23 protein-coding genes are annotated in these 23,375 nt (G+C 61.5%); 6 read left to right on the top strand and 17 right to left on the bottom strand.

What is annotated here, in order from left to right; all coding sequences use genetic code 11:
* Window positions 1–4: 4 nt before the first annotated feature.
* Together PQQ96_RS34055 and PQQ96_RS34050 are read right to left on the bottom strand one after the other, a co-directional pair.
* Complete coding sequence (locus PQQ96_RS34055; RefSeq protein ID WP_408300661.1) at window positions 5–1,639, bottom strand: methyl-accepting chemotaxis protein; 1,635 nt, start codon at window positions 1,637–1,639, stop codon at window positions 5–7.
* Between the two features lie 275 nt (window positions 1,640–1,914).
* Complete coding sequence (locus PQQ96_RS34050; RefSeq protein ID WP_408300659.1) at window positions 1,915–3,312, bottom strand: MFS transporter; 1,398 nt, start codon at window positions 3,310–3,312, stop codon at window positions 1,915–1,917.
* Between the two features lie 290 nt (window positions 3,313–3,602).
* Here PQQ96_RS34050 and PQQ96_RS34045 point away from each other — a divergent pair, with 290 nt between their 5' ends.
* Entirely contained in the window at window positions 3,603–4,490 is an 888-nt protein-coding gene (locus tag PQQ96_RS34045; RefSeq protein WP_408300657.1) for an SDR family oxidoreductase, read from the top strand.
* Window positions 4,491–4,498: 8 nt separating this feature from the next.
* Here PQQ96_RS34045 and PQQ96_RS34040 read toward each other — a convergent pair whose 3' ends face one another.
* Together PQQ96_RS34040 and PQQ96_RS34035 are read right to left on the bottom strand one after the other, a co-directional pair.
* The gene (locus PQQ96_RS34040) at window positions 4,499–5,257 is read right to left on the bottom strand and encodes an SDR family oxidoreductase (RefSeq protein ID WP_408300655.1); all 759 of its coding nucleotides are present in this window, start codon (window positions 5,255–5,257) and stop codon (window positions 4,499–4,501) included.
* A 71-nt stretch (window positions 5,258–5,328) separates the two neighbouring features.
* Window positions 5,329–6,078, bottom strand: a complete 750-nt coding sequence (locus tag PQQ96_RS34035; protein WP_408300653.1) for an SDR family oxidoreductase — start codon at window positions 6,076–6,078, stop codon at window positions 5,329–5,331.
* Between the two features lie 101 nt (window positions 6,079–6,179).
* Here PQQ96_RS34035 and PQQ96_RS34030 point away from each other — a divergent pair, with 101 nt between their 5' ends.
* Window positions 6,180–7,097: an AraC family transcriptional regulator gene (locus tag PQQ96_RS34030; protein ID WP_408300651.1), complete on the top strand. Its 918-nt coding sequence runs from the start codon at window positions 6,180–6,182 to the stop codon at window positions 7,095–7,097.
* Between the two features lie 67 nt (window positions 7,098–7,164).
* On the opposite strand, the gene PQQ96_RS34025 is transcribed toward PQQ96_RS34030, so the two are convergent.
* Window positions 7,165–8,073 carry a TauD/TfdA dioxygenase family protein gene (locus PQQ96_RS34025; RefSeq protein WP_408300649.1) on the bottom strand — a complete coding sequence of 303 codons (909 nt, stop codon included), beginning with the start codon at window positions 8,071–8,073 and terminating at the stop codon, window positions 7,165–7,167.
* A 302-nt stretch (window positions 8,074–8,375) separates the two neighbouring features.
* Here PQQ96_RS34025 and PQQ96_RS34020 point away from each other — a divergent pair, with 302 nt between their 5' ends.
* Window positions 8,376–8,972: a nitroreductase family protein gene (locus PQQ96_RS34020; RefSeq protein ID WP_408300676.1), complete on the top strand. Its 597-nt coding sequence runs from the start codon at window positions 8,376–8,378 to the stop codon at window positions 8,970–8,972.
* Between the two features lie 75 nt (window positions 8,973–9,047).
* Here PQQ96_RS34020 and PQQ96_RS34015 read toward each other — a convergent pair whose 3' ends face one another.
* The 7 genes from PQQ96_RS34015 to PQQ96_RS33985 all read right to left on the bottom strand — a co-directional run bounded on the left by PQQ96_RS34015 (window position 9,048) and on the right by PQQ96_RS33985 (window position 16,019).
* A complete protein-coding gene (locus PQQ96_RS34015; protein WP_408300647.1) occupies window positions 9,048–10,085 on the bottom strand; it encodes an aliphatic sulfonate ABC transporter substrate-binding protein in 1,038 nt (345 codons plus the stop codon).
* Window positions 10,086–10,269: 184 nt separating this feature from the next.
* Window positions 10,270–12,054, bottom strand: a complete 1,785-nt coding sequence (locus tag PQQ96_RS34010) for a SulP family inorganic anion transporter (protein WP_408300645.1) — start codon at window positions 12,052–12,054, stop codon at window positions 10,270–10,272.
* Between the two features lie 6 nt (window positions 12,055–12,060).
* Window positions 12,061–12,579, bottom strand: coding sequence for a substrate-binding domain-containing protein (locus tag PQQ96_RS34005; protein ID WP_408300643.1), 519 nt, complete (start codon window positions 12,577–12,579; stop codon window positions 12,061–12,063).
* Window positions 12,545–13,147, bottom strand: a complete 603-nt coding sequence (locus PQQ96_RS34000; protein ID WP_408300642.1) for a sulfate ABC transporter substrate-binding protein — start codon at window positions 13,145–13,147, stop codon at window positions 12,545–12,547. The genes PQQ96_RS34005 and PQQ96_RS34000 overlap by 35 nt, the downstream gene beginning before the upstream one ends.
* Window positions 13,148–13,371: 224 nt before the next feature.
* A complete protein-coding gene (locus tag PQQ96_RS33995; RefSeq protein ID WP_408300640.1) occupies window positions 13,372–14,961 on the bottom strand; it encodes an ABC transporter substrate-binding protein in 1,590 nt (529 codons plus the stop codon).
* Window positions 14,962–15,135: 174 nt separating this feature from the next.
* Window positions 15,136–15,576 carry a DUF6691 family protein gene (locus PQQ96_RS33990; RefSeq protein WP_408300638.1) on the bottom strand — a complete coding sequence of 147 codons (441 nt, stop codon included), beginning with the start codon at window positions 15,574–15,576 and terminating at the stop codon, window positions 15,136–15,138.
* Window positions 15,573–16,019 carry a YeeE/YedE family protein gene (locus PQQ96_RS33985; RefSeq protein WP_408300636.1) on the bottom strand — a complete coding sequence of 149 codons (447 nt, stop codon included), beginning with the start codon at window positions 16,017–16,019 and terminating at the stop codon, window positions 15,573–15,575. Before PQQ96_RS33985 ends, PQQ96_RS33990 begins: the two co-directional genes overlap by 4 nt.
* Before the next feature lie 289 nt (window positions 16,020–16,308).
* Between PQQ96_RS33985 and PQQ96_RS33980 the strand changes: the two genes are divergently transcribed.
* Entirely contained in the window at window positions 16,309–16,881 is a 573-nt protein-coding gene (locus PQQ96_RS33980; RefSeq protein WP_408300634.1) for a phasin family protein, read from the top strand.
* Window positions 16,882–16,995: 114 nt separating this feature from the next.
* Here the strand turns inward: PQQ96_RS33980 and PQQ96_RS33975 are convergent, their stop codons facing one another.
* Together PQQ96_RS33975 and PQQ96_RS33970 are read right to left on the bottom strand one after the other, a co-directional pair.
* The gene (locus PQQ96_RS33975) at window positions 16,996–17,895 is read right to left on the bottom strand and encodes a hydroxymethylglutaryl-CoA lyase (protein WP_408300632.1); all 900 of its coding nucleotides are present in this window, start codon (window positions 17,893–17,895) and stop codon (window positions 16,996–16,998) included.
* Window positions 17,892–18,749 (bottom strand): pirin family protein, encoded by an 858-nt coding sequence (locus tag PQQ96_RS33970; RefSeq protein WP_408300630.1) that lies wholly within the window; start codon window positions 18,747–18,749, stop codon window positions 17,892–17,894. The genes PQQ96_RS33975 and PQQ96_RS33970 overlap by 4 nt, the downstream gene beginning before the upstream one ends.
* Window positions 18,750–18,851: 102 nt before the next feature.
* Between PQQ96_RS33970 and PQQ96_RS33965 the strand changes: the two genes are divergently transcribed.
* Entirely contained in the window at window positions 18,852–19,736 is an 885-nt protein-coding gene (locus tag PQQ96_RS33965; RefSeq protein ID WP_408300674.1) for a LysR family transcriptional regulator, read from the top strand.
* Window positions 19,737–19,925: 189 nt separating this feature from the next.
* On the opposite strand, the gene PQQ96_RS33960 is transcribed toward PQQ96_RS33965, so the two are convergent.
* Both PQQ96_RS33960 and PQQ96_RS33955 read right to left on the bottom strand, forming a co-directional pair.
* Window positions 19,926–20,348, bottom strand: a complete 423-nt coding sequence (locus tag PQQ96_RS33960; protein WP_408300628.1) for a DoxX family protein — start codon at window positions 20,346–20,348, stop codon at window positions 19,926–19,928.
* 50 nt (window positions 20,349–20,398) lie between these two features.
* Window positions 20,399–21,097, bottom strand: coding sequence for a pirin family protein (locus PQQ96_RS33955; protein WP_408300626.1), 699 nt, complete (start codon window positions 21,095–21,097; stop codon window positions 20,399–20,401).
* 189 nt (window positions 21,098–21,286) lie between these two features.
* Here PQQ96_RS33955 and PQQ96_RS33950 point away from each other — a divergent pair, with 189 nt between their 5' ends.
* Window positions 21,287–22,204 carry a LysR substrate-binding domain-containing protein gene (locus PQQ96_RS33950; protein WP_408300624.1) on the top strand — a complete coding sequence of 306 codons (918 nt, stop codon included), beginning with the start codon at window positions 21,287–21,289 and terminating at the stop codon, window positions 22,202–22,204.
* Window positions 22,205–22,246: 42 nt separating this feature from the next.
* Here the strand turns inward: PQQ96_RS33950 and PQQ96_RS33945 are convergent, their stop codons facing one another.
* Window positions 22,247–23,116 (bottom strand): alpha/beta hydrolase, encoded by an 870-nt coding sequence (locus PQQ96_RS33945; protein ID WP_408300623.1) that lies wholly within the window; start codon window positions 23,114–23,116, stop codon window positions 22,247–22,249.
* Window positions 23,117–23,375: the final 259 nt, after the last annotated feature.

Raw genomic sequence — 23,375 nt, 5'->3', positions numbered from 1 at the left:
GCGTTCACTGCGCTGTAGCCAACTCGCGCGATGTCGCCCCCTTCGCTGGACTGATCGCCGTCGGCTGATATTCCCGGCTCCCCCCTTCCTGTAATTGGAACTTACCCGTCGAGACTTGAAGCAGTTGCGCCAGCTCAGTCAACGACTGCGCCGCTGCCGCCGCCTGCTCGACGAGCGCTGCGTTTTGTTGTGTCATGCCATCCATCTGCGTAACAGCAACGTTGACCTGATTAATGCCGGCGCTCTGCTCAGCGGTGGCCGCTGTGATCTCGCGCACCACCCCCAACACTCTCGTAATGGCATCTCGTGCAGCCTCGATCGTCACGCCGGTTTTATCGACAAGTTCAACGCCGTTCTGCACCTTTCCAACCGCGCGATTGATCAGAACCCGGATCTCTTTTGCCGCTCCCGCACTGCGCTGCGCCAGCGTACGCACTTCACCGGCCACAACGGCGAAGCCGCGCCCTTCGTCCCCTGCTCGCGCAGCTTCTACCGCAGCGTTCAGCGCGAGGATATTAGTCTGAAATGCAATACTTTCGATCACTGAAATGATCTCCACCATCTTGTGAGATTCGCTCGACACCTCTTGCATCGTCGACGCAGCTTGCGCTGCCGTCGCGCCACCGCGATTCACGATCTGTTCCGCATTCGCAGTCAGTTCACTTGCCGTTTGAGCGTTCTCAGCCGTCTGTCTGACCATGGCGGTCATCTGCTCCATGCTCGCAGCGGTTTCCTCGAGCGAGGCCGCCTGATTCTCTGTGCGCGCGGATAGATCGGCGTTTCCCGCAGCGATCTCGCGCGCACCCGTCGCTACCTTGCTGGCGGTATCCTTGATCTGCCCGATCGTGCCGGCGAGTCCGTCGCGCATGCGTTGCATGGCGTGCAGCAGACTTGAATCGTCGGTCTTGCGGGTTTCGATGGCGATGGCGAGGTTACCCAATGTGATCTCCCCGGCCACCTGGGCGGCATAGGCCGGATCGCCGCCGATCGTGCGCTGAATGCTTCGATTAGTGAATGAAACGAGAGTGGACAGCAACACTGCAAGTCCGGCAAATATCCCGCCAACAATGTAGAGCGACTCTTTGAAAGCCGCGTCGATATCGTCCACATAGGCGCCTGTAGCAATAATCCAGTCCCACGGCGCATATCGCACGACATAGCCAATCTTGCCGACCGCGGCGGTGGCCGGGTCGTGGGGATGCGGGAACACATAATCGACGAAGCCGCCATCCGGCGCCTGCGCGACCGAAGCGAACGTGACGTAGTGGTGCCGCCCATCGGCATCGGCAGTTCCAGCGAGGTCTTTGCCATCTAGTGCGGGTTTGACCGCATGCATGATCATTCGCGGTTTGGAATCGATCACGAGAAAATAGCCGTCTTCCCCATAACGGATATTGCGCAGCCGCTCGAGTGCCTGTTGGCGGGCATCCGCTTCGGTGAGCGCGCCGCTTTGTGAAAGTGCCGCGTATTCCTTCACAATGCTGAGCCCGACATGGGCGACGTTCACCAGATCGTTCTTGCGCTCATCAATGCGAGTCTGCCGGGACAACCATGCCGCCGACACGGACACGACGAGTAGTGCCACCAGACTGACGACCAGAGGCAGCCAGAGCTTTTGCGTGAAACTGAGTCGGTGCATGCACGCTCCACATCGCTATCGAGGGTTCGCCCCAGGTCCCGCGATGGCCGCGATACCGCGATCCGGGGACTGGCGAGTCGTTGCCTGAACACGGCCACCCGACCTGTTTATCGACATGGGGGGCGCCGATATGTGTAGAGACAAACCCTTTGTCGGGCGCCGCCAGACGATCTACTCCGCATGCGTGAGCGCTGATCGATCCCGTCGCGCCCGACAATCGCCTGCGCCGCGCGGCGGCGCAGGGATGCCGATCATGGAAGGAAGGTCATTGACACTCAGTGGCTGATCGCTTCCAGAGCCAGGCCTCGAGTGGGCGGTCCGAGCAGAATCATGCAGATGGCGACGATCATCGAAATACCGATAAAGACCGCAACGCCGGGTACGCCATAGCCGTGCAGCAGAATCCCGATCGCAAGGCCGGCGAAAGCAGCGGAAATCCGGCTCCACGAGTACACGAATCCGATTGCCCGGGCACGAACACGCGTTGGGTATAGCTCCGCCTGGTAGCCGTGATAGGCGTAGGACATAATGTTTGCCGAGAGCGTGAATAGAACGCCGAGGGCGATCAGCAGCCACGGCTCAGAGGCTTGCGAGAACACCGCGATCACGACCGCCATGATGACAAGACCGCCGATGATCTGAACCTTGCGCTCCACCCTGTCTGCAAACCACGTGCCGAGCAGCGGGCCGAAGGGGTTGGCAATAGCAATGATGAATGCGTAGCCGAGGCTGGCAGTCACGTGAATACCGCGGTGAATCAACAGCGTCGGCACCCACGCCGCGAACCCGTAGAAGCCGATCACCTGGGCCATGTTGAAAATCGACAGGATGATCGTGCGGCGGCGATACTGGGACGTAAAGATTTCGCCCAATGTGCCCGCCCCTCCGCTCTCCGGCGCGACAGCCCGTGGTGCGGCCAGTTGAATGCCCTTCTCCGCGACGACGCGGCGCTCGATATCCGCAACGATACGCTCGGCTTCGTCGATCCTTCCATGACGCGCCAGCCACCGCGGGCTTTCCGGAATGTGGCGCCGCAGGATCCAGACCACGATTGCGCCCACGGAGCCAATCAGGATCACCACCCGCCAGTAGTCGAGCCCGAGTGGCTGAGTGCCTTTCAACGCAAAGGCAAGGAACGCCACCACCGGTACAACGGAGAACGTAATGAACTGATTGACGGCGTAGGCACGCCCTCGCTGCTCACTTGAAATCAGTTCAGAAATGTAAGTATCGATCGTCACCAGTTCGACCCCGATACCCATTCCGGCAATGAAGCGCCAGATATCGAGGCCCAAGCCGGAAGACTGGAACGCCATGATGATCGTGCACACCATGTACCAGATCAGCGACCAGGTGAAGATCAGCCGGCGGCCAAACCGGTCCGCCACAAAGCCGAACACCAGCGTGCCGACCCACAGACCGGCGAACGTCGCGAAAACAAAGGTGCCGAAGCCGGAGACGGCCAGAGGTTGAAGGTACGCGAGAAACCCCAGCGATTCGGGCTTGAAAAGCCCGGACTCGGTCATGCCCGGCGCAACGTAACCCGTAAAAAAGAGGTCATAGAACTCAAACACACCGCCCAGCGAGATCAGGATCACCATCGTCCAGATCGTGCGCGATGGTGGCAAACGGTCTAACCGCGCCGCTATTTCGGCTGCTTTCTGAGTGGACATAAATCCTCTTGCTTGAAGGAATCGGCACCAAAGCGCTCCCGCACGAGGCGGCAGCCGCAAGGTGGACAGCCCAATGAGCCGGCAGGGGCCTGAAAGTCAATCTCGCATATATCCACCGGCAAAATCAATGAGTGTCAGTACCAACCAGCGATCTGGCGATTGATGCCGAAGTACTGTTCATGGCCGGCGGATATCGGGATCCTGTTAGTCCTTTTAATAGGATGACGTCACTACTTCAACCGAACAAGAAACGGCCGGATAGTAGCCTTCACAACCAAGGAGGTTTCACTATGCGTATCTTTCTGACCGGTGCGACAGGCTTCATCGGCGCGACCATCGTGCCCGAACTCATCAAGGCGGGTCATCAGGTGATCGGCATGACGCGTTCGGACGCCGGCGCTCAAGCGCTTATCAATGCAGGGGCGCAGGTGCATCGCGGGACCCTGGAGGACCCGGAGAGCCTGCGCAGCGGTGCCGCACAAGCCGATGCCGTTATCCACACGGCATTCGATCACGACTTCTCAAGATTCGTGGAGAACTGCGAAAAGGACAAGCGTGCGATCGCGGCACTCGGTTCCGCGCTCGCTGGCTCCAACCGCCCTCTGATCATCACCTCCGGGACCGCCTTTGGTGCCGCTGAGCCCGGCCAAACGGCGACCGAAGATGTCTTCAATACCAGTCGTCCCCATCCGCGGATTGCCTCCGAGCTGGCTGGGAATGCGCTACTCGAGGCCGGTGTCAACGTGTCGGTGGTACGTCTGCCTCAGGTTCACAACCCGTTCAAGCAGGGTCTCATCACGCCGCTCATTGCTATTGCCCGGGAGAAAGGCGTCTGCGCCTTCGTGGGCGAAGGCCACAACCGTTGGCCGGCTGGCCATGTCTCCGACGTGGCGCTGCTCTATCGGCTCGCCGTAGAAAAGGGCGAACAGGGGGCTCGGTATCATGCGGTCGGCGAAGAAGGCATCAGTTGCCGCGACATCGCCGAGGCGCTTGGCCGGGGTCTGAACTTGCCCGTCGTTTCGATCAATCCGGATGAAGCGGCATCGCATTTTGGATGGATGGCCATGTTCGCCGACGTGGATATGCCGGCCTCCAGTGCCCTGACCCAGGCCCGGCTGGACTGGCATCCAACCGGACCCACACTCATCGCCGACCTCAACGAAGCGCGGTACGCCTAGTCACCTCGTCACCACGGGATCGTTTCGTTCTCCCAGCGCGTGAACGTTCCTGTGGGGCTGTCCGGGCCCAGCAACGCGACGCGCACCGCTTCGCGAGCGCCCTGCTCGACCGTCTGCGTGCCCGCATATCCATTGAGGTTCGTCCTGGTGAAGCCCGGGGAGACAGCGTTGACCTTGATCCCCTCCGGCTCCAGCTCGATTGCCATGGCGACCGTCAAAGCGTTGAGTGCCGTTTTGGACGCAGGATAGACGGGACCAAAGATCGCTCGGTAAGGGAAGTCCGAGTTTGAGTTGGCCGTTAGCGACCCAACGCCGCTCGACACGTTGACGATACGGGCGCCGGGCGTCTCGCGCAGGATCGGCAGCATCGCCTGATAGACGGCGAGAACGCCGAACACGTTGGTGTCCCACACTGCGCGCATTTCATCGAGCGACACGTTGCTCGCGCGAGTCGTCTTCACGTACTCCTCGACGGATTGCCCGGGCAGCTTGTTCGTATTCGAAATGGCCGCGTTTTGCATCAGCACGTCGAGGCGGCCAAACTCGTTACGAACGCGCTCCGCCGCGGCTTTGATCGAAGCCTGATCCGTCACGTCGAGCTGGAGCGCATGGGCGTCCGGCCCTACGTCCCTGGCTGCTGCCTCGCCGCGGTCGAAATTACGCGACCCAACCAGCACCGTGAAGCCGTGTGCCGCGAGATCCTTTGCGATCTGAAGACCGATTCCCTGATTAGCCCCGGTGACCAGGGCGACGGGTTTGTCCTGCATGACAATCTCCTTGTGTATTGCACTGTATTGCGCAGTAGCGCGCAGAAATTCAGGGCGACGACGCCCGCCGGTCAGCGAACCTCAGCCGCCCAGGCTTCGGCGTCGGCCCCGGCCGGGATGCGCATCGGCGATGACGGGTCGGTCGCCGCGCGCCACACGGCTTCGGCGACATCCTGTGCATGGGTGATCGGAGCAGACGTATCCCCTATCCTCGCGACGACGCTCTTGGCGAGATCGGCATAGGCCTCGTGGTCGAAGCCGTGGATGTGGGCGCGCGCGTTCTCTCCGAAGCGGGTGTCGGGCGCACGGCCCGGCAGCACCAGGTGCGCCCGCACGCCGAACTGCTCGAGCTCCAGCGCCATCGACTCGGTGAATGCATTCACCGCCGCCTTGCTCGCGCGGTACGCGGCGAGCAGAGGCAGTGCTTTCAGCGTCACGCTCGACGTGACATTCACGACGACACCGGCCCTGCGCTGCCGAAACTGGGGCAGTACGGTTTGCGTCAATGCGATCGTGCCGATGGTGTTAGTTTCGAAAAGCTCGCGTACCGTCGCGATCGGGGTGAGTTCGGCAGGGGAAGCTGCGCCGAAGCCCGCGTTGTTGACGAGGACGTCGATCGGGCCTGCGGCCTCGACAGCCTCGCGAATGCTCTCCGGACGGGTGACGTCGAGCGCCAGCACACGCAGGCGGTCCGAAGGCGGCAGCACGTCGGCACGCGGTGTACGCATCGTGGCGACGACCTGCCAGTCGCGGGCCAGGAAGTAGCGAGCGATCTCGAGGCCGAATCCGGAAGAGCAGCCGGTGATTAGTACGGTTTTCATGGGCAATCCCTTGGGGTGGTTTGGGTGTGCCCCTACGATAGATCTCTGAGACCGTACTCGCTACAATCAATCATCCGAATTTCATTTGCAGGAGTCCGGCGATGATCGATCCCTTAGCCGAAGTCGTGACGCTGCTGCAACCAGGCGCCAGGTTCTCCAAACTCGTCCTCGGCGCCAGCCCCTGGCGCATTAGCCGCTCGGATGCCGGCCAGCCGTTCTATTGCGTGATCCTCGAGGGCGGGTGCCATATCGCGATCGATGGACACGAGCCGATCGAGCTCCTGTCGGGCGACTTCATCCTGATTCCGGCGGCCTACGGCGTTGCGATGTCCAGTCTCGAACCCCCACCACCGGGGATCGAGACGCTGGCGCCCGTTGCGCTGGGCAACGGTGAATTCAGAATCGGCGCGCCGGGCAACCCGATCGACTTGCGAATGGTGGCGGGCCATTGCAGCTTCGGTTCACCGGATGCATCCCTGCTGGTGTCCCTCCTGCCGCAATTCGTACACGTCCGCGGCGAACAGCGGCTGGCCACGCTCGTGCAACTGGTGCGAGAGGAAACACGCGAGCAGCGGCCCGCGCGCGAAGTCGTGCTCTCACGACTGCTGGAAGTGCTACTCATCGAGGCGTTGCGGTCCACGGCAGAAACGAACGCGTCACCGGGCCTCGTGCGCGGGCTCGCCGACAGCCGGCTCGCGGCCGCAATCCGCGAAATGCACGAACACCCAACGCACGCGTGGACGGTTGCCGAGCTCGCGAAGGAGGCCGCGCTCTCGCGCTCGACCTTTTTCGAGCGCTTCAGCCGCGCAGTCGGCGTTGCGCCGATGGAATATCTGCTCACGTGGCGCATGGCACTCGCGAAGGACCTGCTGCGCCGCAACGAAGGCCGTGTCGGCGAGATTGCGCTGCGCGTCGGCTACAGCTCCGCCAGCACCTTCAGCGTCGCCTTCACGCGGCACGTCGGCCGGCCGCCTACGCAATATGCGCGCGAGGAGCAGGCGGCCGCGAACGACGCGTAAGACGGGTGACGCGTCGTGGATCGACGCAAACCAGCGGCCCGCGCCGCCTCGTACCGCGGCGTTGCCCTCAGAACGGCACGTCGCCTTCAATCGTCGTGCGATACAGTTTGCGGCGCAGATGATCGGGCGTGCCGGCTGCAAGATGCATCAATGAGCGGTTGTCCCAGAACACCATGTCGTGTTCGGCCCATTGATGCCGGTACAGATGCTCGGGCCGCACGCTATGCGCGAAAATCTCCTCGAGTAACGATTTGCTCTCGTCTTCCGGCAAGCCGATCACTCGGGTGGTGAAATGCTCGCTGACGAAAAGTGCGCGGCGCCCCGTCTCAGGATGCGTGCGCACGATCGGCTGCACCACCGGTTTCACCTCTGCGATCTGCTCGGCCGACAAATTCGGCCGCCACGGGCTGCGCTTCTGCAATTCCGCGTATTTCGCGAGATACGTGTGTTCCGCCGAGCGCCCTTGCACCGCGCTGCGCAAGTGCGCCGGCAACGTGTCCCACGCGAGGTGCATGTTGGCGAACAGCGTATCGCCGCCTTCCGAAGGCAGTTCCTGCGCATGCAACATCGAACCGAGGCTCGGCTTCTCCTTGTACGACAGATCGGAATGCCAGTAGTAACCGGCGTCGCCGAGACCAATCGGCTGGCCGTTTTCGACGATGTTCGAGACGATCAGCACCTCCGGGTAGCCGGGCAACTGGAATTGATGCAGCACGTGAATCTGCAACGGGCCGAAGCGGCGACTGAAGGCAATCTGCTGATCCGGCGTGATGCGTTGATCGCGAAACACCAGCACGTGATGGTCCAGATGGGCACGGTGGATACGTGCGAAATCGTCCTGACCCAGCGGCTTGCTGAGATCGAGACCCAGAACTTCCGCGCCGGCGGGACCGTCGAAAGCGCGAATTTCGATGGGCTGCGCTTGTTTGACATGGCCAGCAGCGCTGGCGGCGGTGGGTGTAAAGGCAGTCGTCACAGGAAACTCTTTGTCGAATCTGTTCGAAAGACGCCCACAAGGGCGCAGCCAGACAAATCTACCGGCGCACGCGCGCGACGACAACGAAGCAAATCCGATACGGTTATCTGCTGGAATGATAAACCCGATGTTTTAACGCGCGGCGGGCAGCGGCGGTGCGTCCGTGTTCACTTGCGGAATAACGATGTGAGAATAAATCGGTTCAGTCATCCTGTCCGCGCAAATAAAGTGATCCGGCATCGCCAGAGGCTTTCGTGGCCTTCACGCTTGAGCGTCGAATTCTTTCTTTTCAGGAGCAGTCAATGACAGCATCGAACGCACGTACGGCCGACCATCCCATCGACAGGCAATTCCTAAACCGCTGGTCGCCGCGCGCTTTCACGTCCGACCCGATTTCGGAAGCAAGCCTGCTGACGCTTCTCGAAGCTGCCCGCTGGGCGCCGTCCTCGTATAACTCCCAACCCTGGCGTTTCGTTTATGCAAGACGGGATACCCCCCACTGGGAACAATTCGTCGGCTTCCTCAACGAATTCAATCGAAGCTGGGCTCGCGAGGCAGCGGCCATCGTCATCGTTCTGTCCAAGAGCACGTTCACGCCGCCCGGCGGAGCGGCTGAAGTCCCGGCTCCCACCCATTCGTTCGATACCGGCGCCGCGTGGGCATATCTGGCGCTGCAGGCCAGCCTCTCCGGATGGAATGCACACGGCCTTGCCGGCATCGAACGCGAGAAGATCCGCCAGGCGCTCGCCGTTCCCGACGTCTACTCCATAGAAGCCGGTATCGCAATCGGCCGCGCCGGGGACAAGGCATCGCTGCCGGAAGCGCTACAGGCACGTGAAGTACAGAGCCAACGCAATTCCCTGACCACCATCGCATCGGAAGGACGCCTCGTTCTCTGACGCTCCTGCAACCGGCTCGCGGGGCGAGCCGGCGAGAGAGGCCCTTCCGGGACGCGGAGGTGGCAGACGGAGCACTCACTCTCGTCCTCCAGACTCCCCACCGGAAACGATGGTCGAAGTACCCGCCGTTTCGGCACGCTTCATGGTGAAGTTCCAGCGTAGTGCCGTGGCCGTATCGACCGGTGCCGGCAGAAGACCCGCTCGATAGAAGGCGTCGGCGATCTTTTGCTGCTCACCGAAATTCTGCGCGTCGACCGCGCGTACCGCGTAGCTGCGGCGTGCATTGGCACGCTCGATGGTCGCCGCGTCTAACCCCCAGATCGGCGCGAGCAACTTCGCTGCATCGTCGGGATGGCTGCGAAGCCATACACCCGCCGACGTCAGCTGTGCGAACACAGTCCTAATCACATCGGGGTGAGCCGCAGCGAAGCTACTGGACGCCAGGTAGTACCGTTGATAGGAGGCGAGGCCTTCGCCGTTGGCGAGGATGCGCACGTCCGGCGCTTTGTCGACCGACGCGACATACGGGTCCCACGTCACCCATGCATCTACGCTGCCGCGCTCGAATGCGGCACGTCCATCGGCGGGCGTCAGATAGCTGATGCGCACGTCAGCAGATGCGAGACCCGCTTTGGCGAGCGCGGCGAGCAGCAGATAATGGCTGCCTGCAGCCTTGGTCACCGCGATGCGCTGGCCTTTCAGGTCGGCAAGCGTATGCAGCGGGCCGTCGCGCTTCACGATAATGGCCTGGGCGCCCGGCGACGGCGCTTCCTGCGCGACATACACAAAACGCGCATGAGCGGCCTGAGCGAACACCGGGACCGTATCGGCAACATCGGCGCTAAAGTCGACTGCGTCGGCGTTGAGCGCTTCGGTCAGCGGCAAGCCGCTGGCAAACTCGTTCCAGCTAATGCTCACGCCCAGTGGCGCCAGCGCCTGCTCGAGCGAGCCACGCGCTTTCAGGATTGTGATGAGCGTTGAAGACTTCTGATAGCCGATCCGTAGTTTCACCGGGGCCGGAGAATTGGCGGCAGTCTGCGCGTGAGCGGCACTCACGACGAGCAGCGAAGTCAGCACCGCGCGAGCGAGCAAACGAAAGATGGAAAAGGTCACGGCGCGAAATTCCGGTCTGGTCAGGACGATAAAACTGTGATCGTAGCAACGCCGGATCGCACGGATAAGCGAGCGTTTTAACTATGCTTAGCAGGCGGGCGCATAACGGCAAAACCAACGTTGAAAATCGGGCATGCCACTCGGATAACGACGGCGACTACAGCCAGATTGCGCTGCCAATGCGCTATACGAGGTAATAGAGTTCCGTCGCGCGCTGCTCAGTCTGTGAGCGCCGCGCGCAGTGGGCACAGGTGTTACGCTCTCCCAGTTGCGCATAGGCGTAACGTACTGCGCGCACCGTCGCCGACCACGTTTCATCCTCTTCCGGGAAAAACCGCTTTGCCGGATACCAGTCGGAGAAATGCAGATTGGTCAGTACGCCACGCAATGCCGGCCGCAGTCCCGCGAGCAGGACGATGAGTCCGTCGCGCTGCGCGTCGCGCAGAAAATGCTCGAGCCGTTCGATGCACACCACGTCAGGATTCCTGACCCGCTTGAAGCGCAGGACGAGATACCGAACCCCTTGCTGCTGCGCGCGTGCCTTGATGGTGTCGAAATGACGGTCGAGCTCGGGGGCCGCCCCAAAGAAAAATTCCCCTTCGAAGTCCCAGACCGCCACCGCCGTACACAACGGATCGGACAACAAACGCTCTCTAACGACACCTTCCGGACTCACGGCCAGCTCAGTTGCCTTCAGCTTCGCCGCGCGTGGCACGAATAGCAGGATCGACAGCGCAACGCCGATCAGAATCGAGAATTCGACGCCGATCAGCAACGCGGCCAGCGCCGTCAGTATGATCAGACCCGCATCGTATTTCGACGCCCGGAGTGTGTACCGCAGGCGCTCCACATCGATCAGGCGCACCGCCGTCACGAGCAACAGTCCCGCCAGCGCCGCCTTCGGGATATAGCGCGTGAGCGGGGCAAGCGCCAGCATGGCCAACGCGACCGCAACCGCGGTCACCACGCCCGAGAAGCGGGTGGCAGCGCCGGCCTGATAGTTGATCGCCGAACGCGAGAGCGAGCCGGAGACAGGAAGACAGCAAAAGAAACCTCCCACCAGATTGGCCACCCCTTCGGCAAGACATTGCCGGTTGTAGTCGAGCGGTTGATGCGTGTGATGGGCAATCGACTTGGCGATGGACAGCGCCTCCAGCAGGCCGAGAAACGCGATCGCCACTGCGCTCGACGACAACTGGCCGATCCAGCTCAAGTGAATTTCCGGAATATGCGGCGACTGGAGCCCTGCTTTGAGCGCGCCGATGACGGCAACCGGCGTGTGGCCGCCCTCACCGGGTTGCGACCAGCCCAACGCATAGACGGCGCCCGCGACGATCAACAGCGCGACGAACATGTCGAGTTGCGGCAGCCGGTAACGCCGCACGGCGCGTCGCAGCGCCACCGCCAGCACGACCGAGGCCGCGCTAATGGCCAACGCCTTCAGATTGACCGGATCGCCATGGACCACAGTCAACCAGAGCCGGACCAGCACGTGCTGGTGGCCGGTGCCTTTCTCCCGCACGCCCAGCGCGTTGCCGATCTGCCCTATCGCCAGCAGCACGGCCGCGCCGGCCATGAAACCGAGGATGACCGACTCCGAGATGTAGCGAGTCAGATCGCCTAGCCTGAAAACGGCGATGCCGATCTGAACGATACCGACCATCACGCCAAGCAGGAACATTGCCTCATAGATATCGGACGTGGCATTCGGATCGAGGAACGCGAGCGCGCTGAACACGACGAGCGAAATCGCGCTGGTCGGCCCGTTGATCAAATGCGACGACGAGCCCAGCAGCGATGCGACCAGCGTCACCACCACCGCTGAATACAGCCCGAAGCGGGGATCCACACCTGCAATCAGCGCATACGCCATGCCTTGCGGCAGCGAAATGGCGGCGACGGTCAGACCCGCGAGCAGATCACGTTTTCCTTTGCTCCAGTCGTACGAAAAGTTACCGGACAGCGCCATGATGTTTTAACCCTTGTCTTGTGCACCCGTGGCTGGGCCTGGGCCGGAGGAATTCGCCGCCCCCACCCCGTTAACCGGTTTAAGAACCGTGTCGAGAATGCCGTTTTCGTCGAAGAAGCGATGGTTCGCGTCGTCCCAGTCATGGGCGATCGCCGTCACCGGGAACAGCTTGAGCGGCGGCAGGCGCGCGGCGAAGCGCTGCGCGATCCCCGGATTGAACGGACGGTAGCCAGCCAATGCGATCGTCTGCTGGGCCGTGTCGGTAAACAGAAATTCCAGGTACGCCCGCGCGTACCGTTCGCTGTGATGCCGCGCCACATTCGTATCGACCCACGCGACGTACGGCTCGGCGAGAATGCTGACGGGTGGGTAGACGATCTCAAGTTCGTCGCGTGCGTCGGCGACCTCACGCTGCGCTTCGTTTTCCCACGCGAGTTGCACGTCGCCGATCTTCTCGACGGTGAAACCGGTCGCCGCGCCACGCGCGCCGCTATCGAGCCGGACGGCGTGCCTTGTATAGCGCACTTAAATAATCGCGTGCTGCCTGCTCGCTGCCGCCACGGGTGGTCACCGCGCCCCACGCAGCGAGGGCGCTCAGCTTGCCGTTGCCGGAACTGCGCGGGTCGGGCGTCACGACGTCCACGCCCGGCGCGATCAGGTCCGGCCAATCGTGGATATGCTTTGGATTGCCCTTGCGCACCACGAAGACGATCGTCGAATAGTACGGCTGCGAGTGATTCGGCAAACGCGCGGCCCAGTTGTCGGCGATCAACCCCTGCTTGCGCAGCGCGTCGACATCCGAATAGAGCCCAAGCGTGACGACATCGGCCTGCTGGTCGCCGGCCACCACCGCGCGCGCCTGGCGGGACGAGCCACCGTGCGACTGCACCACGCGCAGCCGGATTCCGGTTTTCTGCTGGTATGCCGCAATGAACTGGGCGTTGAGGCTGCCATAGAGTTCGCGAGTGGGGTCGTACGATACGTTGAGGATCTCATTGCGGGTATTCCCCTGAACGTTCTTAACGCCAATCAGCGTCACGGCGATCACAACACCGGCCACGGCGGCAAGATTGAGCAACGGCAGACGTTTCATGGCTTCTCCGGCGGGCCCGGCCAGGCGAACCCACTACAGCACCGGAAAGCTCCGGCAAAGGCGGTGCTTGCGTACCGTCATCCGAAGACGATTGTCTGCCTGAGCGGGACTCGCGGAGAACCAATTTGTTCTGATATGCAAAGCGACGCTAACGAGGAACCGTAGGCTATTCGCAAGCCGGCGCCATGGCTCGCTCGATGCGTCGCTCGAAGGGTCGCTGTGCTTTACGGCTGGATGTACACGTCAGCAAAGTTGCCGCGCAGACCTTCGCCAGTCGGTGCGTAGTCCTTCACCTTCTTCGAGACAATGGTGATGTTGGGGTTCGCACCGAACTCGATTGACGGAATGTCGTCGTGCACGATCTGCTGGAACTGGATGAATAGCTGACGGCGCTTCGCCTCGTCGGTTTCCACCGAAGCCGCTTCCAGCAGACGGTCGACCTCCGGGTTCGAATAGTGTGCTGCGTTGGAGAACGGCAGACCGATCTTGAAGTTCTTCGACCAGAAAACGCGCTGTACGCCGACAGTCGGATCGAACACGTTGGCAAGCGCTTCGAGCGTGATATCGAAAGCGCGATCGGTGTACGCCTTCTTCACGTAGGTCGCGAAGTCATAGCTCTCGATCTCGGCGTCAATCCCGACACGCGCCAGCGACTGACGCACAAAATCAGCAGCGCGGGGGTTCTGGAAGGGATTGAACAGGAGCCGCAGCTTGAAGCGAGTACCGTCCGGGCCACGCTTCAATCCGGCTGCATCCAGCGCGGCATTGGCCTCGGCCACGTCATACGGAAAGTAATGGATGTCGGCATCGTGATACTTCGTATTCGCAGCGCCGATCGCGGCGGCCGAGACCTGGCCATAGCCGTACCAGACAACCCGGTTCAAGGCATTGACGTCGACAGCCTGCGATATCGCTTTGCGCACCGCCTTGTCCTTAAGGACCGGTGTGTCCAGATTGAATATCAACTGCTGGTGGTTGCTGACATAGGGCCAGTTGGTCGTATCAACATTGAAGTTCGGCAGCGTGCTGAAACGCTTGACATCCGATAGGGGAATCGCCTGGTCGCCAAGGTTCGCGGCGCCTGATTCGAGCGCCGCCGCCCGGGCCGCACCGTCAGGAAGGAAGCGCACGATGACCTTGTCGACGTACGGCTTGGGTTTGTCCCAGTAGTCCGGATTGCGCTCGAGAAGAATGTAGTTGCCGTGCACGAACGATTTGAAAATGAACGGGCCAGTGCCGATCGGCGCACTGTTATACGGATTGGAAACGATGTCCGTCCCTTCGTACAGATGCTTCGGGATGGTCGGCGACTCGGAACCCGAAAGCGCGGTCAGGAGAAACGGCGCCGGCTTCGACAGTTCGATGATCGCTGTATAAGGGTCCGGCGTCTTGACGTCGGTCACGTTCGCAAACGTGCTTCGGCCGCGCGGATGGACCTGCTTTAGCGTCAGGATCGAAAATGCAACGTCGGCGGAAGTGAACGGCTTGCCGTCGTGCCACTTAACCCCCTGCCGCAAGGTGAAGCGATACTGAAGTCCGTCCTTGCTGACAGACCATGCGATAGCCAGCAGCGGCTTCGGATTGAGATCCTTGTCGTAGGTCAGCAGGCCTTCGACCACCTTGGGACCGATCTCGGCGTTACCCCCGGCGGTGGTGGTCAACGGAATGATCGACGCCGGTTCCGGCGTGACGATCCATGTCATGGTTCCACCGTGATTGGGCGCTGCTAGAGCGGGTACCGTGCCGGTGCAGATCAGCGTGGTCGCGAACAACACACCGAATATGGTTCCCCGCAACCTGTTCTGGAAGCTCATAGGTATCCTGTTTATTATAAAAATTCAGGATACTAAGGCGTTTCGAAAGGATCGGAAAACAAGCAAGCGTCATTAGCTTTGCATTTTTTAGCGCGATCCGCCCGGTCCCAATACCGGGCGCGTGGCCGCCGCTTCGCCCGCATGTATTGGGCTGGACCAACCTGCATTACGGGCTCAATGCTTTGCCAATCGCCGAATCGCCACGCTCGTTGTGAGCCGGTACAACCACCACCCCGCCACCATCGCAGGCAGGAAATAGAGCGCTTCCGTGTCAGGCGCCGCAAGCAGTGCGATGGCCGGGCCGGGACAATAGCCGGCGATGCCCCAGCCGGCGCCAAAGATCAAGGCGCCCGCAATCAGCCGACGGTCAACCCCCTTCGTTGTGGGCAAATCGAAGGACTGCGCCAACAGCGGCGCTTTGCGCTGCAAAATGAAATGGAATGCCACCGTCGCAACAGTCGCTGCGGCCCCTAGTACGAAGATCAAACTCGGATCCCACTTTCCAGCGACGTCGAGAAAACCCAGCACTTTCAGCGGGCGTGTCATGCCTGACAGCGCGAGGCCAACGCCGAACAGAAGTCCGCAGATCAGACTGACCAGATAGCGCCGCATCATTGAACACCCAGCACGTGACGCACGACGTAAGTCATGGCGATACCCGCAAGCAGAAAAGTCAGCGTGGCAACGAAGGAGCGTGGAGAAAGCCGGGCGAGACCGCACACCCCATGACCGCTGGTGCATCCCCGCGCGAGTGCCGTGCCGAAACCGACGGCCAGGCCACCCGCGATAAGCAGCACCGGCGGAAATCCGGGACGGCTATGCGGAACGACGGACGCATCCCCGTTGTGCTTCCCAAAGACATAAACCAACCAGGCACCGGCGACGAGTCCGGCAAGGAACAACGCACGCCACCAGAACACTTCGCGGCCGCCGGAAAAGAGACCACGAGCGATACCGCTGATGCCGGCGATACGCCCATTGGCCCAGAGCAGCAGCGAGGCCGAGAGGCCGATGAGCACACCACCGGCCAGCGCACTATAAGGTGTAAACGATTCCATCGAAGCCCTTTGCCAAACCCTCTGAATGCAGCCTGCCCGGCCTGCAGCGCCCCGTTGGCAGAAGAGCTGCGGCAACCGTCCATGTGGACGCGATTTTAGAGGCCACAACAAAGCCGACTGTCGAATCGGCACCCGATTGCCCAGCCCCGTCGGTCATATTTGCTATCACGAATAAGTCATTTGACTTCCCTACTCTTGGCACCAAGAATGGTCTTCATGTTGCAACGCATCACGTTCGCGCCATCTTTCAGAAGTCGCCGCCCATGCACGTCTACCCTGGAGTATAGAGATGACCCAGTTTTCTCAGGAACAGTTCGTCGCAGCACAAAAAAACCATGCCGACACATTCTTCGGCCTGACCAACAAGGTGTTCGATGGTCTGGAAAAACTGACCACCCTCAACCTGCAGGCTGCGAAGTCGATCATTGCCGAAACTCAGGAAACGACCCAGAAAGCACTGTCCGGGAAAGATCCGCAGGATCTGCTCGAGCTTCAGAACTCGCTGACGCAGCCGGCCGTCGAAAAAACCCGGGCATACAGCCGTCACGCCTATGAGATCCTTGCGGAGACGCATGCGGAATTCGTTAAGTTTGCCGAAGCGCAATTTGCCGGATACAGCCAGAATGCGCAAGACTTTGTCGATAATGTGGCTAAGAACGCACCGGCTGGTTCGGAACCCGCGGTGGCCCTGCTGAAGTCGACAATCACCGCCGCTTTTACCGCTTACGACACCGCTAACAAGGCAACCCGCCAGGCAGTCGAAATTGCGGAAAGCAATTTCGACGCAGCAACTGCGGCCGCATCGAAGGCGACCAGGGACACCACGGCACAATCGTCGCGAGCCGCCGCCAAGGCCGCCTGACAAAACAACGCCCGGCGCACGGGGTTATGCACCCGAGCGCCGGGGTCGGTCGTTCCATGTCGCCGAACGAATCGGAACGCCACAGCACTGTCGCGATCGTCGCCTGACTTTGAATCAGGCACGCTTGGCGAGGACTGCCCGCCCCACTCGAGACCCGTTGTCGCGGCCAAGCTGGACCGAGATCCACGCGCCGCAGTCCACCAGCGTGTCCAGATCCACGCCCGTGTCTGCCCCTATTCCATGCAGCAGATACACGACGTCCTCCGTCGCGACGTTGCCGGTCGCACCCTTAGCGTAGGGGCACCCGCCGAGGCCCGCAACCGAGCTGTCGAACACCCGGAGCCCGAAGTCGTACGAGGCGTGAATATTGGCGGCAGCCATGCCGTAGGTGTCGTGGTAGTGTCCCGCGAGGCTGCTGACGGGTACCTTCGCCGCTACCGCCTCGAGCATGCGCAACACCGGGCCCGGCGTGCCGGCACCAATCGTGTCGCCGAGCGATACCTCGTAGCAGCCCAGTTCGTGCAGGCGCGCGGCCACGTGCGCGACTTTCTGCGGCGCGATCGCGCCGTCGTACGGACAGGCCACTACGCAAGACACATAGCCTCGAACTTTGACACCCAGTCGCTTTGCGGCGTCGAGCACCGGAACGAAGCGGTCGATCGATTCGTCGATCGAGCAATTGATGTTTTTCCGCGAGAAGCCCTCCGAGGCTGCCGCGAACACGGCCACTTCAGTCGCGCCTTCGGCTACCGCAGCCTCGAACCCCTTCAGGTTCGGCGTCAGCACCGGGTAATTCACATCGGGACGACGTCGCAGTCCACGCATCACCTCGGCCTGGTCCGCCATCTGCGGGACCCACTTGGGCGAGACGAACGACGTGACCTCGATATCGCGGAGGCCTGCCGCAGTCAGGCGCTCGATCAGCTCCAGCTTGACCGCAGTCGGGACATTCTGCTTCTCGTTCTGCAGCCCGTCGCGGGGACCCACTTCTACGATGCGCACGCGTTCCATCATTTAACTCCCGCGAGCTCGCGACCGATGCGGCGGATCTCGGCCTCGCCCTGCACAAGCGCGTTTGCGTTCGTATGCACCGAGTAGTGGCCGAGCACCAATGGATAGGGGTGCTTGATAGCGGAGCCGATGACGAACGATGTCGCGTCTTCGGCTTGCAGCTCAATGGGTGCACCGTCGGATTCCTCGAACACAGCGAGTTGCCCTGCCTCGATCGGCTCGGAAGCGCTCAGGCGGCCCTTGTCGATTGCCAGCCAGGAGACGTTGTGCCCGGCAGGCGGCACGTATCGCCACGACTCTCCCGCGCTCAGTTGAACGTGGAAGTAGTTGATGTCTTCAGGCGCGCGGATATCGCTCGTCGCAGATCCGTGGCGGCCGAGGATGACGCGAACCGGCCCGTCTCGATGCACTTGGGATGGTGAGATGTAATGGCTTTCCGCCGGCGAATTCTCCATCGAGGGCGGCAGCGCGACCCAGAGTTGAAAGAGGCGCACAGCTTCACCTTGCAATACGTCTCCGTCGTGCCAGACACCATTGCCCGCCTTCATCCATTCGAGGCCGCCAGCATGAAGTTCACCATGCTTGCCGGTCGTATCCTGATAGGAGATTGCGCCATTCAGCACGGTGGTGAGTGTTGCGATGCCCGAGTGCGGGTGCATGCCGAACATCGGCTTGCCGGTCGGCACGACCACGGCGTGGTCAAGAAACACAAAAGGCTTGAGCAAGTCTCCGAGATCGGAGGGGCTGGCCAGACGAGTAATGCCGCCGTGCGCACGGCCGCCGGTGCGAAAAGCGATCCGGCGCGGCGCCAGCGTGGTTTCCTGAATCGGGGTAAGTACGGCTGTGTCGATGTTCATGGCTCTGTCTCGAGAAAACGCGATACGTGTAAAGGTAAGAGCTTGCACTCCATCTTAAAAGCCTATATTTTTAGATCACACCTATCGACTGGAGCGATGGATATGCTCGACGGCGTGACACTGGACCAGCTTCGCACCTTCATCGCGGCGGTCGATGAGGGCAGCTTCTCAGCAGCCGGACGGAAGCTCCGGCGCGCGCAATCCGTGGTCAGCCAGACCCTCGCGAATCTCGAAGCACAACTCGAGGTGAAGCTATTCGATCGCAGCGCCCGTTACCCGCAGCTCACCGACGCAGGCAAGAGCTTGCTGCTTGATGCCCGCTCCGTGGCCGACACGATCGATGGCTTCAAGGCGCGAGCGCGCGCGATGCGAGAAGGTCTGGAGCCCGAGCTCTCCGTTGCGATGGACGTGATGTACCCCATGGACAGCCTGACGAGCGCGGCGGCTCAATCACAAAAGGATTATCCGCACACGCCGCTGCGGCTCTATGTCGAGGCGCTGGGTGGGGTGATGAAACTTGTGCTCGACCAGATTTGCAACATAGGCGTGATCGGCACGTTGCCGATCGTCACGGACGAACTCCAGGTCGAATCCTTGGGCGAGCTCGAACTGGTTACCGTCGTCAGCGCCGCTCATCCGCTCGCAAATGTCGGAGGACTCATTTCCGCGGCCGCAATCAGGAAGCACGTGCAACTCGTCCTCAGCGACCGGACCGCCCTGTCCCAGGGACGTGAATTCGGCGTGCTGTCTCCCTCGACGTGGAGGCTCGCGGATCTGGGCGCCAAGTACGCCTTTCTGAAGGCGGGCCTGGGCTGGGGGCATATGCCCCTGCACATGGTCAAGGAAGATCTCGAACGCGGCACCTTGGTGACAATTCGCGTTGAAGGCCTGCCGCGCGATGTGATGATGCCGATGAAGGTTGTTTACCGTAAGGACGCGCCGCCGGGACCGGCGACCCGCGCCTTCATTGCACAACTGGCGAAGTAAGCCAACTACTGCGCTACTGCGACCTGGCACGCGCGCCGCCGGCGCGCTGCCCGTCGCCTGGAGCGTCATATTCCACGAACGTAACCTGCGGATACACGTAATCACGAACAGTGGGACCATCAGAATCGATCGGCCATCACCAGACCTTCGTTCCGCCATCGACCACGATATCGACGCCCGTCACCTTTCTCAGTTCGCGCTCAGCGATGCAGCGCGCGAGACCACCCGACCGAGTCGCGCGTCCAGACTGAAGGCGCCGGCACCGAAGTAGGTGATTTGCAGGAGACCACCCGCCATCATCACATTCTTGAGGAAGTTGATCATCTGGTTCTGATCTGCGAAGTTGTGGTGAAAGAAAAGCGCAGTGACTACACAGAACACCGCCATCGCCACCGACACGAGGCGAACCCGGTAGCCCGACAGCAGCAGCAGACCGCCGCCCAACTCGACCAGAACGGAAACAACGAACGCGAGTGGCGGCACGGGCAGACCCATGGCTGCAATATAGCCAACCGTCGCAGAGTACGCTGCGAGTTTGCCCAGCCCGCTCATGACAAACGGTGCTCCAATCAGAATGCGACCCAACAACGGAAGAAATTTAAAACGTTCCATGACTAACTCCTTAAATATGAATTTGCGTAGGTGGATACAAAGAAAGGGAATTAGCCGGCGTCCACCATCACCAGCTCGGAATCTTCAAGAGCAGAAATCTGCGCCGCGGCGACGCTCGTAATCGCCACGCCGTCTAGCGGCCCAACAGGCTCGCCATTCACTTCGATGCGCCCCGAGGCCACGACGAGATAGGCACGACGCGCCGGATTCAACTCGTGTCGAACGCTTTCGCCTGCCTTTAGCATTGCGCCAAGCACACGCGCATCGGCGCGAACAGGAAGCGCACCTTCATCGCCGGCGAATCCACTGGCAAGGACTACGAATCGCCCTGACCGGTCGCTTTTAGGAAACGGTTTGGTGTCCCACGCGGGTTCACCACCGGCTTTACGAGGCAGCAGCCAGATCTGGTAGACCTTGAGTGGCACGTCACCCGTGTTGAACTCGGTGTGGCGTATGCCCGTGCCGGCGCTCATGACCTGAACATTGCCTGCGTGGATCGTGCCGTCGGATCCCAAGGTGTCTCGATGCCCGAGCGAGCCCTGGCGCACGTAGGTGATGATCTCCATGTCACGGTGCCCGTGCATGGGAAAACCACTGCCTACCGCAATCTCGTCATCGTTCCAGACGATCAGGGGACCCAACGCTGCATGGTCGGGATTACCATCGGCGCTAACCGTGAAATGGTATTTCGCGCGCAGCCAACTTTGCTCCGCCCTGTCCAACGATTCCCAACGCCTGTGTGTGAGCATGTCCTTCTCCGGTTCCTGTTACTGCAAATGCGGCGCCTGTCACCTGTGCGACCGACGGAATCTGGTGTCGGTGCAGGCAATGCAGCTGATGAGAAGAATGCTATATTTGCAACGAACTCGTGCATAGGTCCAATAATGAAAGGCATCATTGCCACCAATAGAACGATGAGAAGGAAATGAAGGCTGCCCATGAACGCAATCACTGACCTCAATGATCTTCGGCTCTTCGCGGAAGTGGTCGAGCATGGAAGCTACACGGCGGCTGCGCGCAGCCTCGGCCTGCAGACATCGAAACTCAGCCGGCGCATTCGTGCCCTGGAAGAAGAGCTTGGCGTCCGCCTGCTCAATCGCACGAGCCGGAGCCTGTCTTTGACCGAAACCGGGCGGCAGTTCCACCAGCATTGCCTGGCGCTAGTGGCGGAATCGAAGGCCGCCAAAGATATCGTGGACCGCACGCGCTCCAGACCGCAGGGCACCGTCCGCATCGCCTGCCCCGTGGCCTTACTGGAGTCCGGCATCTCCGCGATCATCGCGCGATACGTAGAGGACAATCCTGATGTCCAGATCCTGCTGGACGCAACCAACCGCCGCGTGGATGTCGTCGAGGAAGGCCTGGACTTTGCGATCCGGGTCAGGCGCCCCCCGCTGGAAAACACGGATCTCGCCGTCCGCCAGTTGGGCTTGTCGATCCACATTCTGGTTGCCAGTCCCGCATTGGCGGCGCGCCATCCAGCGCCCAGCTCGATCGAATCCGTGAAGGAATGGCCCACGCTCTCCATGGCCAGCAGCAGCGAGCGATTTGTCTGGAACCTGGTTGACGTTGAGGGGCGCGTGACTTCATGGGAGCACAAGCCTCGCCTCGCGACCGACGACCTGGCCAGCCTGCGGGTTGCGGCGATGTCTGGCGTCGGCGTGGCGATGCTGCCGAGAGAGCTGGTTGAGGTCGATATTCAGGCTGGCCGCCTGCAGCATCTGCTGCCAGGTCTGACGACCACGCCGGGTCTTGTGCACGCGATCTTTCCCACGCGCCGAGGCATGGTGCCAGCCGTCCGTCACCTGCTCGATGCACTCGTTGCAGGATTCGAAGCGCTGAACCAGCAGCGCTAGCGCTGTCCACCCGCGCTGTGCCCTGCAAACTGTACCGCGGTTTCAGCGCGCAGTATGCGGGCCGGCGCCTGCCTGCAGCTTCTCCGCGAGAAACTTGCCGATGGCATCCAGCGCTTGTGCCGACGCTTTCAACGCGCCGATACTGCCCGCGAATCCATGCGGCATCCCCATCCAGACATCAAGCCGGGCATCGGTTCCGGCGGCAACGGCACGCTCGGCATAGCTGCGCGAATCAGCGAGCAATACTTCGTCGTCTCCGACGTGAATGCGGACCGGAGGCAACCCGGAAAGCGGCCCGTGGAGCGGCGAAGCCAGCGGATGTTTCGGGTCGGTACTGCCCAAATAGGCACCTACCAATTCCGCGACTTGCGGGAGCGTGAAATACGGCTCGGCATCCGCGCGCGTCACATACGTCTCGCCCGAGAGCGTCAAATCGGTGACCGGCGATAGTACCGCCACGCCAACCAGCGCCGCTTTCGCGAAGATAGCGTCGCTGGAGATGCGTGCGGCGAGTACCAGGGCGAGATTGCCTCCGGCAGAGTCTCCCGTCACGGCAATGCGGCGAATTCCCCTTTCCTCAAGCCCGCGGTAACACGCCAGCACACCGTCGACGGCTGCGGGAAAAGGATGCTCGGGGGCAAGCCGATAGTCGGGGATAAACGCGCTCGCTCCCGCCCTCGCGGCGATATGGCCGACCAGGTGGCGGAATGCTTTAGCCGATCCCAGGCTGAACCATCCGGCGTGCAGATGGAGGATCGCCTCGTCTGATCGCGAATACGCGGGATGAACCCAGAGCCCCGGAATGCCGCCAACCGTGCCGGGCTCGAAGCTCACGTCATCGCGTGGCGAAGTGCGCTCCATCATGGCATCGAACGGCTCGCGTGCTTCGATTCCCCTTAGTTTTCCTTTCATGGGAACTGCCATCGCTCGCGCTGCGGCGGTGATCACCCTATCTTCCGCGTCAAGTGGATGGGTGACGACGAAATCCCCCAACGCACCTTCAGTTGTCGGACGTTGCATGGTCAGCTCTCTCGAATTGATGGGTTGTCGATAGCACCGTCCCTCGGCCAATTTCGAACGACGGTCTGTATTGTGGTCACTCCGACATCCAGACCTGTGTCGGGCGGGGGGGGGGGGGGGGGGGCGGCCCGGTAGGGCGGGGGGCCGGGGG

Origin of the sequence: Paraburkholderia sediminicola (genome assembly GCF_046027825.1) — a bacterium.
In the GTDB taxonomy this organism is placed as follows: Bacteria; Pseudomonadota; Gammaproteobacteria; order Burkholderiales; family Burkholderiaceae; genus Paraburkholderia; species Paraburkholderia sediminicola_D.
The sequence above is the reverse complement of the archived record's forward strand: the minus strand, read 5'-3'. Positions and strand labels throughout refer to the sequence as shown.

Coding starts and splice junctions, on each gene's coding strand:
- PQQ96_RS34055 (WP_408300661.1), bottom strand. CDS start 1,639: ATGCACCGACTCAGTTTCACGCAAAAGCTCTGGCTGCCTCTGGTCGTC.
- PQQ96_RS34050 (WP_408300659.1), bottom strand. CDS start 3,312: ATGTCCACTCAGAAAGCAGCCGAAATAGCGGCGCGGTTAGACCGTTTG.
- PQQ96_RS34045 (WP_408300657.1), top strand. CDS start 3,603: ATGCGTATCTTTCTGACCGGTGCGACAGGCTTCATCGGCGCGACCATC.
- PQQ96_RS34040 (WP_408300655.1), bottom strand. CDS start 5,257: ATGCAGGACAAACCCGTCGCCCTGGTCACCGGGGCTAATCAGGGAATC.
- PQQ96_RS34035 (WP_408300653.1), bottom strand. CDS start 6,078: ATGAAAACCGTACTAATCACCGGCTGCTCTTCCGGATTCGGCCTCGAG.
- PQQ96_RS34030 (WP_408300651.1), top strand. CDS start 6,180: ATGATCGATCCCTTAGCCGAAGTCGTGACGCTGCTGCAACCAGGCGCC.
- PQQ96_RS34020 (WP_408300676.1), top strand. CDS start 8,376: ATGACAGCATCGAACGCACGTACGGCCGACCATCCCATCGACAGGCAA.
- PQQ96_RS34010 (WP_408300645.1), bottom strand. CDS start 12,054: ATGGCGCTGTCCGGTAACTTTTCGTACGACTGGAGCAAAGGAAAACGT.
- PQQ96_RS34000 (WP_408300642.1), bottom strand. CDS start 13,147: ATGAAACGTCTGCCGTTGCTCAATCTTGCCGCCGTGGCCGGTGTTGTG.
- PQQ96_RS33995 (WP_408300640.1), bottom strand. CDS start 14,961: ATGAGCTTCCAGAACAGGTTGCGGGGAACCATATTCGGTGTGTTGTTC.
- PQQ96_RS33990 (WP_408300638.1), bottom strand. CDS start 15,576: ATGATGCGGCGCTATCTGGTCAGTCTGATCTGCGGACTTCTGTTCGGC.
- PQQ96_RS33985 (WP_408300636.1), bottom strand. CDS start 16,019: ATGGAATCGTTTACACCTTATAGTGCGCTGGCCGGTGGTGTGCTCATC.
- PQQ96_RS33980 (WP_408300634.1), top strand. CDS start 16,309: ATGACCCAGTTTTCTCAGGAACAGTTCGTCGCAGCACAAAAAAACCAT.
- PQQ96_RS33975 (WP_408300632.1), bottom strand. CDS start 17,895: ATGATGGAACGCGTGCGCATCGTAGAAGTGGGTCCCCGCGACGGGCTG.
- PQQ96_RS33970 (WP_408300630.1), bottom strand. CDS start 18,749: ATGAACATCGACACAGCCGTACTTACCCCGATTCAGGAAACCACGCTG.
- PQQ96_RS33965 (WP_408300674.1), top strand. CDS start 18,852: ATGCTCGACGGCGTGACACTGGACCAGCTTCGCACCTTCATCGCGGCG.
- PQQ96_RS33960 (WP_408300628.1), bottom strand. CDS start 20,348: ATGGAACGTTTTAAATTTCTTCCGTTGTTGGGTCGCATTCTGATTGGA.
- PQQ96_RS33955 (WP_408300626.1), bottom strand. CDS start 21,097: ATGCTCACACACAGGCGTTGGGAATCGTTGGACAGGGCGGAGCAAAGT.
- PQQ96_RS33950 (WP_408300624.1), top strand. CDS start 21,287: ATGAACGCAATCACTGACCTCAATGATCTTCGGCTCTTCGCGGAAGTG.
- PQQ96_RS33945 (WP_408300623.1), bottom strand. CDS start 23,116: ATGAAAGGAAAACTAAGGGGAATCGAAGCACGCGAGCCGTTCGATGCC.